At 70.0% G+C, this 11,516-nt stretch carries 12 protein-coding genes; 1 reads left to right on the forward strand and 11 read right to left on the reverse strand.

All coding sequences use genetic code 11. The features are described from left to right. Positions 1–847: 847 nt before the first annotated feature. The 3 genes from QZ772_RS05460 to QZ772_RS05470 form a co-directional block, all read right to left on the reverse strand. Positions 848–1,402 (reverse strand): TPM domain-containing protein, encoded by a 555-nt coding sequence (locus QZ772_RS05460; protein ID WP_295523838.1) that lies wholly within the window; start codon positions 1,400–1,402, stop codon positions 848–850. Next, positions 1,402–2,277, reverse strand: coding sequence for a TPM domain-containing protein (locus tag QZ772_RS05465; RefSeq protein WP_295523859.1), 876 nt, complete (start codon positions 2,275–2,277; stop codon positions 1,402–1,404). Before QZ772_RS05465 ends, QZ772_RS05460 begins: the two co-directional genes overlap by 1 nt. 177 nt (positions 2,278–2,454) lie before the next feature. Further along, the gene (locus QZ772_RS05470; protein ID WP_295523840.1) at positions 2,455–3,045 is read right to left on the reverse strand and encodes a LemA family protein; all 591 of its coding nucleotides are present in this window, start codon (positions 3,043–3,045) and stop codon (positions 2,455–2,457) included. Between the two features lie 103 nt (positions 3,046–3,148). Here QZ772_RS05470 and QZ772_RS05475 point away from each other — a divergent pair, with 103 nt between their 5' ends. After that, positions 3,149–3,952, forward strand: a complete 804-nt coding sequence (locus tag QZ772_RS05475; RefSeq protein ID WP_295523842.1) for a hypothetical protein — start codon at positions 3,149–3,151, stop codon at positions 3,950–3,952. Positions 3,953–3,978: 26 nt separating this feature from the next. Here QZ772_RS05475 and QZ772_RS05480 read toward each other — a convergent pair whose 3' ends face one another. The 8 genes from QZ772_RS05480 to QZ772_RS05515 all read right to left on the reverse strand — a co-directional run. Then, positions 3,979–4,794: an ABC transporter permease gene (locus tag QZ772_RS05480; protein ID WP_295523843.1), complete on the reverse strand. Its 816-nt coding sequence runs from the start codon at positions 4,792–4,794 to the stop codon at positions 3,979–3,981. Then, a complete protein-coding gene (locus QZ772_RS05485; protein WP_295523845.1) occupies positions 4,791–5,696 on the reverse strand; it encodes an ABC transporter permease in 906 nt (301 codons plus the stop codon). Before QZ772_RS05485 ends, QZ772_RS05480 begins: the two co-directional genes overlap by 4 nt. Then, positions 5,693–6,820: an ABC transporter ATP-binding protein gene (locus QZ772_RS05490; RefSeq protein ID WP_295523847.1), complete on the reverse strand. Its 1,128-nt coding sequence runs from the start codon at positions 6,818–6,820 to the stop codon at positions 5,693–5,695. Before QZ772_RS05490 ends, QZ772_RS05485 begins: the two co-directional genes overlap by 4 nt. Continuing rightward, on the reverse strand, positions 6,817–7,863 hold the full coding sequence (locus QZ772_RS05495) for a PotD/PotF family extracellular solute-binding protein (RefSeq protein ID WP_295523849.1): 1,047 nt from the start codon (positions 7,861–7,863) through the stop codon (positions 6,817–6,819). Before QZ772_RS05495 ends, QZ772_RS05490 begins: the two co-directional genes overlap by 4 nt. 40 nt (positions 7,864–7,903) lie before the next feature. Beyond that, positions 7,904–8,887: a 2OG-Fe(II) oxygenase family protein gene (locus tag QZ772_RS05500; RefSeq protein ID WP_295523851.1), complete on the reverse strand. Its 984-nt coding sequence runs from the start codon at positions 8,885–8,887 to the stop codon at positions 7,904–7,906. Continuing rightward, a complete protein-coding gene (locus QZ772_RS05505) occupies positions 8,884–9,591 on the reverse strand; it encodes a cysteine hydrolase (RefSeq protein WP_295523853.1) in 708 nt (235 codons plus the stop codon). Before QZ772_RS05505 ends, QZ772_RS05500 begins: the two co-directional genes overlap by 4 nt. Then, the gene (locus tag QZ772_RS05510) at positions 9,591–10,535 is read right to left on the reverse strand and encodes an ABC transporter permease (protein WP_295523855.1); all 945 of its coding nucleotides are present in this window, start codon (positions 10,533–10,535) and stop codon (positions 9,591–9,593) included. The genes QZ772_RS05505 and QZ772_RS05510 overlap by 1 nt, the downstream gene beginning before the upstream one ends. A 1-nt stretch (position 10,536) precedes the next feature. Next, positions 10,537–11,516: ABC transporter permease (locus QZ772_RS05515; RefSeq protein WP_295523857.1), on the reverse strand; the 980-nt coding region annotated here is incomplete at its 5' end.

Here is an 11,516-nt window from a genome sequence, read left to right on the forward strand (position 1 = left end):
GGCAGAGGGCGCCGGCATGCGCGCTCCCGGTGCACGCTCGCGCTGACCGGCTTGCCTCACCACACGGGTGCTCGCTTTCCACCGACGTGCTTGCCGCACTGCACGGCGCCGCGAATGGCACCTCCGCTCGCACACCGGCACCCTCCGCCTCGACGCTGCGCCCGAACGGCCGGGTTCGGCCGCCCTGGTCCCAACTCCGATGTCGGCGAGCACCTGCTGCACTTCCGTTCGCCCTGAGCTCGTCGAAGGGCAGAACGGCGCGCGGCCCATGTGCCCGGCGATGCTTGACCCGCCTGTGTGTTGCCCATAGGGGCGAGGCTTCGACAGGCTCAGCCCGCACGGGTTGGGTTCACTGGCCGGCATTGCCTCCAGACCCCTAGGACCCCAAGACCCCAGCACCCTACGAGCCCACAAGCCCACAAGCCCAGGACTCCCGGACTCCCGGACTCCGGCACTCCTGGAGCCAAAGGACTCGAAGGCACGGGCCCAAAGAATCCAAAGGCCCGAACCATGGGAGGGCTCGGGCGCAGCGTCGAGGCGGAGGGCGCCGGTGTGCGTGCGGAGGTGCCATTCGCGGCGCCGTGCAGTGCGCAAGGCGCGTCGATGGAAGGCGAGCACCCGTCTGGTGAGGCAAGCCGGTCAGCGCGAGCGTGCACCGGGAGCGCGCATGCCGGCGTCCTTTGCCGGGTTACCGTCCCAGCCGCTGATGTCGCTGATGTCGCTGATGTCGCTGATGTCGCTGATGCCCGCTGATGCCCGCTGATGCCCGCTGATGCCCGCTGACGCCCCCGCTGCAACGGATACCGATGGCGATCCCAATGCCGCCAAGCCCCCGGAACGGCCAAGCTCAGAGCAGCACCGGCAGGTCCGGCAACTCGTTCACGCGCCGCGGCGCCTCGGTTCCTTCCTCGGCCGGAAAGTGCGCCACCAGCAGCGCCGAGACCTCTTCCAGCGCCTGCGTCAGCCCATCCTCGAAGCGCCCTTCGCGGAAGGCGCCTTTCATACGCTGCGTCATCGCCGCCCATTCGGCGGCATCCACATGGGCGTCGATGCCGCGATCGGCCAGGATCTCGATCGCGTGGTCGGCCACCAGCAGGTAGATGAGCACGCCGTTGTTCTGCGCCGTGTCCCACACCCGCAGCTTGCCGAACAGCGTGACGGCGCGGTCGCGCGCACTGGCGCCGCGGCGGATGTAGCTCCAGGGCAGGCCGGCCTCGACGCAGATGCGCACCTGGCCCGTGTGGCGCGCCTCGCTGGCGGCGACGCGCCAGCCCAGGCGTTCCACCGCCTCGGGCGGCAGCAGCCGGCGCACGCTGTGATCGTCGTGCCAGCGGTGACGCCACAGGCGCGCCAGGCGGGCGATCAGGCCGGGGCGGCCTGCGGGAGATCGGTTCGTCGTCATCACCAGTCTCCCGAGGCACCGCCGCCACCGAAATCGCCGCCACCGCCCGAGCTGAAGCCCCCGCCGCCTCCGCCGCCGCCACTCCAGCCGCCCATGCCCGAGCCACCGGCCCAGCCGCCGCCGTGGCCGAAGCCGCCCCGCTGGACCGTGCTCCCGCCGCCCAGGCGCAACCCGGAGAAGAAGGCGAAGAGCAGCGCCGCCAGGGCAGCCAGGACGGCGACGACCAGGCTCGCGGTCACCACGAACACCGCCACGCCAGCCAGCCCGCCGGTGGCCAGCGGTCCCAGCTTGTTGCCCAGCAGCCCGCGAAGGATCGGCCCGCCCAGCATCACGCCGAAGAAGAGGAACACCGCCAGGTCTTCCCAATCCACGTCCAGCAGCCCTCCCTTCTGGTGCTGGACCTGGGGCGTCGGCGCAGGCAGGGCTTCGCCGTCGATGCGCCCGATCAGCGCATCGGCAGCGGCATTCAGGCCGCCGGCGAAGTCGCCGCTGCGGAAGGCCGGCCTCATCTGCTGGTCGACGATGCGGGCCGCGGCCAGATCGGGCACCGCGCCCTCCAGCGTCTTGGCCACCTCGATGCGCATGCGGCGCTCGTCCTTGGCCACGATCACCAGCACGCCGTCGCCGACCTCGCGGCGGCCGATCTTCCAGGCATTGGCCACGCGGTTGGCGTAGGCCGCAATGTCTTCCGGTGCGGTGGCCGGCACCATCAGCACCACGATCTGCGAGCCCTTGCGCTGCTCGAACTCGGCCAGCTTGGCATCCAGCGCCTGCGCCTCAGTGGTCGTGAGCGTGCCGGTCTGGTCGATCACGCGCGCCGTGAGCGCAGGCACCGGCAGCAGGCCCTGCGCCCAAACGGCCGCCATGAAAGCCATGTTCAGGCACAGCGCGGCCAGTACAGCCCAGAAGGCATGCCAGACCGCGCCGCGCGCCCGGGGCGCAGCGAAGGCGGGGAACACCGCGGAACCGGCTTTGCCGGGCCGCTGGTGTTGCCCCCTGGAAGGGGGTTGGCGGAGCGACACGAAGTGCGCGAAGACTGGGGGTGAGCCCATTTATTTGTTGAAGTCCACCACAGGCGGCTTGGAAATCTCGGCTTCGTTCTGCACGCTGAAGTTGGGCTTTGGCTCGTAGCTGAACACCTTGGCCGTCAGGTTGGTGGGGAAGCTGCGGGCCAGCACGTTGTAGTCCTCCACCGTCTGGATGTAGCGGTTGCGGGCCACGGTGATGCGGTTCTCGGTGCCTTCGAGCGTCACGCGCAGGTCGCGGAAGCCCTGGTTGGCCTGCAGCTGCGGGTAGCGCTCGGCCACCACCATCAGCCGCGACAGCGCACTGGAGAGCTCACCCTGCGCCTGCTGGAACTTGTTGAAGGCTTCGGGGTTGTTCAGCGTCTCGGGCGTGACCTGGATCGAGGTGGCCTTGGCCCGCGCCTCGACCACGCGCGTGAGCGTCTCCTGCTCGAAATTGGCCTCGCCCTTGACCGAGGCCACGATGTTGGGCACCAGGTCGGCGCGGCGCTGGTACTGATTGAGCACTTCGCTCCAGGCGGCCTTGCTGGCCTCGTCCAGGCGCTGGAAGTCGTTGTAGCCGCAGCCCGTCAGCAGGGTGGTTGCGGCAAGAAGCAGGGCACAGAGCCAACGGATCATCGAACCTCCTCGAAAAGCATGAGCGGCAGTGCGGCCGGGCGGACGGCAGGGAAGCCGCCGTGCACTGCGCACCCCAATGAAGCGGCGACAGTAGCATAGGCCGATGGCCCTCGACCCCCTTCAAGCCCTGCAGGCCGCCAGTCGGCCGATGGCGCGTCCGCCTGCCCTCCAGCGCCTGCTGATCGCCGGTGCCACCGGCCTGCTGGGGGCGGAGCTGGTCCATCGCCTCGGTGGCGGTGGCGGCTATGCGCGCGTGGGCGTGCTGGCGGGCCAGCCGCTGCGCGAGGGGCTGCGCGGCATCCAGCCGGTGGTGGTGCCGGGCGACCGGCCGCGCGCCGAATGGCCGCGTGTGGCGGTGGACATCGGCGTCGTCGCCTTCGATCCGCCGCGGCTGCACCAAGGGCGCGAGCGCGCGCTGTGGGCGGCCGATCCCGCCCAGTTGCTGGCCGTCGCCGCCTGGTTGCGCGGCTGCGGCGCGCATACGCTGGCCGTGGTGCAGCCGCACGACGCGGGTCGGCTGCCCGACGCACTCAAGCGCGGCCTGGCCAATATGGACGAGCATGCGCTGGCCGGGCTCGGCTTCGAGCGCCTGCTGCTGCTGCGCGCCGCACGCAAGCCGGCCGACGCGGTGCGTGGTCTGCTGCCGGGCCTCGCGGCCTGGATGCTGTCGAGCCTGCGTTTGATGGTGCCCGCCACCGACCGGCCGGTGCGCGCCGTCAAGGTGGCAGAGTTGCTGAACGAGGCGCTGCGCATCGCACCCCCGGGCGTGCACGTGGCTGCGCCCGAGGTGGTGTGGGCCGCCTCGCAGCAGGACGCCCGCTCGGTCGCCGCGCGCTGGCTGCTCGGCGAGGCGCCCGATGGCAGCGAGGCGCCGCGGCCCGCCCCCGACGCCTGGAAGGCGCCCTAGTCAGGCGAGGCCGACCGACCGGCCCCTCAGCCGAAGCGCAGCGTGCGCAAGCCCACGCTGCGGTCGATCCACACCACCGCCGCCAGCGTCAGCACGATGCTCACCGTGGACACGGCGGCGGCCGTCGGGTCGAAGTCCCAGCGCAGGTAGTCGAAGAGCTGCAGCGGCAGCGTCGTCATGCCCACGCCCTTGAGCAGCAACGACATGTTGAACAGGTCGAAGGAGATCACGAAGGCGAACAGCGCGCCGGTGATCAGCCCCGGCTTGATGAGCGGCAGCGTCACGCGCGCGAAGGCCCGCGCGGGCGAGGCGCCCAGGCTGCGCGCCGCCTGCTCCAGCGACGCGTCCTGGTTGTAGAGCGCCGAGGCCACGTTGGTGAAGACGTACGGCAGCGTCACCAGCACATGGCCCACCACCAGCCCGAACACGGTGCGCGTGCCGATGCCCGTCGCGTACAGGAAGAACAGCAGCGCGATGGCGGTGAGGATCTCCGGCAGCATCAGCGGCATCATGAGCAGCAGGCGCAGCGCCTCGCGCGTGCGGGTGGCATGGCGCACCACGTACAGCGCCGCGCCGGTGCCGATCAGCGTGGCGCCCACGGTGGCCGCAGCGGCCAGCGCGAGCGAGGTGCCCATGGCCCGCATGAAGCCCTCGTTGGCGAACAGCGCGCCGAACCAGCGCAGCGACAGGCCCTGCGGCGGGAAGGTCAGGAACTCGCCCGCATTGAGCGACATGAGCACGATCACCACGATCGGCAGCAGCAGGAAGGCGTACACCGCGCCGATGAAGACGCGCAGCAGCGCGTCCATCATGCGGTCTGCCACCATCGATCCGTGGTTCATGCCAGTCCCCTAGAAAGCCGGCGCGTCAGCCGCGCATAGGCAGCCACGGCGAGCATGCCGCAGGCCGTGAGCACCAGCGCCTGGGCAGCGCCCGCCGGCCACTGGAAATTGTCGATCAGGCTCTGCACCACCAGCACCGACACCGTCTTGACCTGCGCCCCGCCCAGCATGACCGGCGTGACATAGGCGCTGAGCGTGAGCACGAACACCAGCACCGTGCCAGCCTGGATGCCGGGCCACGACAGCGGCAGCGATATGCGCAGGAAGGCCCGCAGCCGCGACGCTCCCAGCGAACGCGCGGCGGCCTCCAGGCTCGGGTCGATGCTCTGGATCACGCCCACCAGCGGCAGGATCATGAAGGGCAGGAACACATGCACCAGCGCGATGGTCACGCCCAGGCGGTTGTTCATCAGCTGCAGGCCCGTGTCGATCCAGCCCAGGTCGATCAGCGCGCGGTTGATCACACCGTTGCCCGACAACAGGATCAGCCAGCCGAAGCTGCGCACCACCACGCCGACGAGCAGCGGCGAGAGCACCAGCACATACAGCAGGCCGGCCCAGCGCGAACGGGTGCGTGCCAGATGGAAGGCCACGGGATAGCCCAGCAGCAGGCAGATCGGCGTCACCGTCAGGCCCAGCAGCAGCGTGTCGCCGAGCACACCGAGCAGGTAGCCGTCGGTCAGCGCACGGGTGTAGTTGCCCAGCGTCAGGCCTGCGCCGTAGGGTGCGCCGACGGCCGGCGGGCGCAGGCTCATCAGCACGATGTTCAGGTAGGGCAGCAGCAGGAAGACGCCCAGCAGCACCAGGGCCGGGGCGATCAGCCAGAAGGCGCGGCTGCGCGGCGCGGACGACGCCGTCGTGACGGGCAGCGCGGTGGGCGCGGCGAGCGTGGAGGCGTTCATCCCGGGATGACCCAGGCATGCCCGGGCTCGAAGGCCAGGCCGCATTGCGCGCCTTCCGGCAGGCGCCCGCCGGGCGGTGTCTGCACCAGCAGCGTCTGGCCGCCGGCGGCCTCGACCACATGCTCCACCGTGCTGCCCAGGAAGTAGCTGCGGGCCACGCGGCCGGCATAGGGGCCGTCGGCGCGGAAGTGGATGGCCTCGGGCCGCAGCGTCACCTGCACGGTCTGGCCGGGCTCCAGGGCCTCATGGAAGGCGGCCTCGACCGGGCCCAGCGCGGTGTCGACCGCATGCACCGGCCGCGGACCGGCGGCGGGCACGATGGCGCGCACACGCCCTTCGATGAGGTTGGAGCGGCCGATGAAGCGCGCCACCTCCACGCTGCGCGGGCGCAGGTAGATGGCCTCGGGCACGTCGAACTGCTGCAGCTGGCCGCCCAGCATCACGGCGACGCGGTCGGACATGACCATCGCCTCGGCCTGGTCGTGCGTCACATAGAGGGTGGTGATGCCCACGCGGCGTTGCAGGTCGCGGATGAAGACGCGCATGTCCTCACGCAACACGGCGTCCAGGTTGGCCAGCGGCTCGTCCAGCAGCAGCAGGCGCGGCTCGATCACCAGGGCGCGTGCCAGTGCCACGCGTTGCTGCTGACCGCCGGAGAGCTGGCGCGGATAGCGTTCGGCCAGTGCGCCCAGCTGCACCATGCCCAGCACGGCCTCGACCCGGCGTTCGATCTCGGTGCGCGCCACGCCCCGCATCTCCAAGCCGAAGGCCAGGTTGCGCCGTACCGTGAGGTGCGGAAAGAGCGCGTAGTTCTGGAACACCATGCCGATGTCGCGCTTCTCGGGCGGCAGGCCGGTGATGTCCTCGCCATCGATGCAGATGCGCCCGGCCTCCGGGTGCTCGAAGCCGGCCACGCAGCGCAGCGTGGTGGTCTTGCCGCAGCCGCTCGGACCCAGCACGGAAATGAACTCACCCTCGCGGGTGGCCAGGTCCAGCGAATGGATGGCCACATGGCCGGCATAGCGCTTGTGCAGCCCCTCGATGGACAGCCGCGTGGTGCGCCGGCCGGCCGTGCGGACGGTGGACATCGCGGCCTCGGGCGGCGCGGACAGGACTGCGCTCACTTGATTTCCCGGTTCCAGCGATCCGTGATCGCCGGCAGTTGCGGGTTCACCTTCGCCCAGTCGAACTGCACGATGGAGGACATGGCCTTGCCGCTGATCGGCACGTCGGCGGCCAGCGCCGGCTCCAGCTTCACCTGCGTGTTGGTGGGCGAGGTGAAGAACTCCTTGGCCATCGACTCCTGCACCTCGGGCCGCAGGATGAAGTTGAGGTACTGGTAGGCCGCTTCCTTGTCGGGCGCGTGCTTGAGGATGTTGAAGGACTGCTCGAAGGCCACCACGCCCTCGCTGGGCACCACCATCTCGACCGGCACGCCCTTCTTCTTGAGCGCCACGATCTCCGGGAAGTCGATCACGGCTACGGTGACGTCGCCGCGCGTGAGCATGGTCGACAGCGTGCCGCTCCAGTCGGCCTGCTGGAAGGGCAGCAGCTTCTTGATCTCGACGAAGGCGCGGTCGATGGCGTCCTGCGAGCCGCCGTAGATCTTGGCGGTCATCAGCAGGAACAGCATGGCCGCGGTGTTGCCGATCTGGTAGAGGCCGATCTTGCCCTTGAACTCGGGGTTGTTCCACAGATCGGCCCAGGACTTGGGCGGCGTCTTGACCAGGTCCTTGCGGTAGCCGATGCCGATGGTGGAGACGATGCCGCGCACGCCGTTGTCGCCGGGGTTGCGCAGGTTGGGATAGACATGGGCCAGGTTGGGCACCTTGGCGGCGGGGATGGGCTCGAAGTAGCCCTCGCCGCGCACCACGCTGGCGATGTTCTCGTTGACCATGAGCACGCTGTAGGGCGGCTTCTCGATGCCGGCGGCGCGCAGGTTGGCGATGAAGTTCTTGCCCAGGCCGACGTCCAGCGTGGGCTTGACGCCGCTGATCTTCTCGAAGGCCGGCATCAGGTCGGTGCGCCAGAACTTCTCCCAGCGGCCACCGTAGGTGTTGATCACCAGCGGCGCGGCCGCGAGGGAGGGAAAGGCGGGCAGGCCGAGGGCGGCGGCGGTGCCCAGGCCACGGGCCAGCAGGTCGCGGCGGTTGAGCGGAAAGGTCATGACAGCACTCCGGAACATTGAAGGGAAGAGGGCGCGGCCTTCAGGCCACGGCGGCAGGCTCGGCGGGCTTGCGGTAGTCGTAGTTGCGGTTGAGCCGCTCGAGCAGGTAGTCGCCGTAGCGCACCGGCGGGTGCTGCGGCGGATGGGCCGCATCGGTGCAGGTGGGCAGGCATTCGATGAGCGTGTCCATCGATGGATCGAGGAAGTAGGGCAGCGAGTAGCGGTCGCCGCCCGAGCGGTTGATGACGCGGTGCGGCGTGGAGATCAGGCGGCCGTTGGTCCAGCGCTGCAGCATGTCGCCCACGTTGAGCACGTAGGTGTCGGGAATGGGCGGCGCCTCGATCCAGTCGCCGCCGCGTGGGCGAACCTGCAGGCCGCCGGAATCGTCCTGCGCCAGCAGCGTGATGATTCCGTAGTCGGTGTGCGGGGCCGAGCCGATCTGTTCGTCCTCGGCCGGAGGCTGCGGCGGATAGTGCAGGGCGCGCAGGAAGGTGGTGGGATGGTCGAAGTGGTGGTCCAGCGCCGTGGCCGGCAGGCCCAGCGCCAGCGCGATGAGGCGCACGATGTGCCGGCCCAGCGCATCGACTTCGCGCACATAGGCCAGCATGGCGGGCTTGAAGCCCGGCAGCCAGTCGGGCCACTGGTTGGGGCCCTGCATGGGCAGGCCGGCGCGCAGGCCGGGGTCGTCGGGCGGCAACTCGTGCATGAGCATCAGCGATTCGCTCATGTTGGGCCGCGTCACTTTCGCCACGCTGGAGGTGACGATGGTGGAACTGGCCATGCCCATGTAGCCGCGGTGGAAGGCGTTGATGGCCAGCGACTGCTTCTGCGCCGGGCTCGACGCATGGAAGTCGCGCGACGCGGCGAAGGCGGCCTCGCGCGTGGCGGGCGCCACGTTGTGGCCGGCGATGTAGGCGAAGCCGATCTGGCTCAGGGCCTCGAACAGTTCGCGCGCGCTCTGCTGGGCGGCGGGGGCATCGGCGTCGAGGCTGCCTTGCAGGTCGACGATGGGAATGTGCTTCATGACAGGTTTTCGTTCGAAGGGTTGAGGGCGCGCTGACGCCACACGGCCAGCAGGTCGGCCGAGGTCATCACCAGCCCCAGGTGCAGCGACACCATGGCCAGTGCGGCCTGCTCCAGCGGTTCGTCGGTGCCGCGCACCAGGTCCTGCAGCACGATCACGCAGTAGTTGCGGTTGTTGGCGTCGAAGGCGGTGTTGAGCACGCAGCAGTCGGTGAAGCCGCCGTCCAGCACCACGGTCTCGATGCGCTGGTTGCGCAGCAGGAAGTCCAGGTCGGTGGGATAGAAGGCCGACAGGCGGCGCTTGTTCTCCACCTTCAGGTCGCCGGGCTCGACGCGCGTGACCCACTCGGTCCAGGGCGAGCCTTCGATGGCATGCGCATCGGCATTGGGGATGGGGCCGACGTGCAGTGGGAAGGTGCGCCGCCAGGCGGCCGGAATGCCGCCGATGTCGTCGGCGCCGCCCTCGCGCAGCACCGACTTGATGTGCACGATGCGCCCGCCCAGTGCGCGCACCTGGTCGTGAAAGTCGTCGATGGGCGCCACCACGTCGCGCGCCCGCGGGGCGGGGCAGGGGCAGTCGGGCGAATCGTCTAGGTGGCCGCGGTGCATGTCGATGGAGAGCACGGCGGTGCGGGACAGGTCGAGGTAGTCGGCGAACTGGCCCGGGTCCAGCTCGCGCGGCTGGTTGTAGACATAGGCGCGCATCAGCGTCGCTCCTCTCGCAGATAGGGTTGGCCCAGGGCGCCCGGCTCGTCGTGCACGGCCTGGCCGCCGCGGCGCGCCAGCGCCACCCACACCATCACGCCCAGCGTGACGACATAGGGCGTCATCAGCACGAAGTACTGCGGCAGCTGCACGCCAGCCGCGGCAAGCTGGGGAATCAGTGCCTCGATGCAGCCGAAGAGCAGTGCGCCGGCCAGCGCCCGCCACGGCGACCAGCGCGCGAAGATCACCAGCGCCACGGCGATCCAGCCGCGGCCGCCCGTCATGCCCGCGATCCACAGCTTGGTGCCCACCACCGAGATGTACGCGCCCGCCAGACCGACCAGCGCCGAGCCCGCCACCACCGCGCCAAAGCGCCACAGCGGCACCGAGATGCCGGCTGCATCGGCGGCCTGCGGGTTCTCGCCCACCGCGCGCAGGCGCAGGCCCGGCGTGCTGCGGTTGAGCCAGTGCACCGCGGCCCAGAAGAGCAGCGGCACCAGGTACACGATCAGGTTCTGGTTGAACAGCCGCCCCACCAGCGGCAGCTCGGACAGCAGCGGGATCGGCAGCGCGCCGAAGCTGCTGACCGGCTTGTTGGTCCAGTCGAACACCGTGCCCAGCAGGCTGGTCAGCCCCTGGCAGAAGAAGACCAGCGCCAGCCCGGCAATGACCTGCTGGATGCGCAGCACGATCACCATGAAGGCGAAGAGCAGCGACACCACGGCCGCCGCCAGCATGGACAGCGGCAGCGCGATGGCCGCGTCGTGAAAGGCCAGCATGGCGCCGATGCCGGCCAGCGCGCCGACCAGCATCAGGCCCTCGGCACCGAGCGACAGCACGCCCGCGCGCTCGCTGAGGATCAGCCCCAGCGCGGCCAGCGCATAGGGCACCGCGAAGTCGGGCGCATTGCCCAGCCAGTTGGTGGCTATGGCGAGGAGGTCCATGTCAGCCTTCCATGGCGCCGCGGGACACGCGCCGCAGGCGATGGCGGATGAAGAAGTCCGACGAGGCGACGCAGATGACCAGGATGGCCTGGATCAGCTGCACCATCGCGAAGGGGATTTGATAAAAGACCTGCAGGTTGCGACCCGCCACGAAAAGCATGGCGATCAGCACCGCCACCACGCTGGCGGCCAGCGGGTTGTTGCGCGCCAGGAAGGCGATCAGGATGCCCGAGAAGCCGTAGCCGACGTAGAAGGCCTGCGTGAGGCGGCCCTCTTGCCCCGTCACGACGACGAAGCCGGCCAGCCCCGCTAGCGCGCCTGACAGCAGCACCGCCGTGAGCACCATGCGCGCCACCGGCACGCCCAGGGCGCGGGCCACGCGCGGGTTGGCGTCGACGAAGCGCAGGTACAGGCCGGCGCGGCTCAGGCCCGTGAACCAGGTGGCCAGCAGCGCGGCCAGCACCGCAAGGCCGATGGCCGCGGTGCTGACGTTGCCGAGCCATTCGGGCAGGCGCTCGAAGGCGCGGAACTGTGGCGAGTAGGGGAAGGAATCCTTCGGGTCCTTCCATGCGCCGTAGACCAGGTGCAGCAGGAAGTTGCCCGCCACGTAGTTGAGCATCAGCGAGGCGATGATCTCGTTCACGGCCAGGCGCAGCTTGAGCAGCGCCGGCGCCAGCGCCCAGAGCATGCCCATCGCCATGGCCACGGCGCCCATTAGCGGCAGCCGAAGGGCGGGCGGACCGATGTCGAACATCGAGACCGCCGTCGCGCCGATGGCGCCGAAGATCATCTGGCCCTCCAGTCCCAGGTTCCAGAAGCGGGCGCGGAAGGCGATGGCCGCGCCGATGCCCACCAGGATCATGGGCGCCGCCTGGAAGAGCACCGCCAGCAGGCTCTGCTGGTCCACCAGGGTCTGCATGACGAACTCGTTGAGCAGTTCGTTGGCCGGCACGCCCGCGGCCACCAGGATCGCGGCCGAGA

The organism is uncultured Pseudacidovorax sp., from assembly GCF_913773995.1.
Taxonomy (GTDB): domain Bacteria; phylum Pseudomonadota; class Gammaproteobacteria; order Burkholderiales; family Burkholderiaceae_C; genus Xenophilus.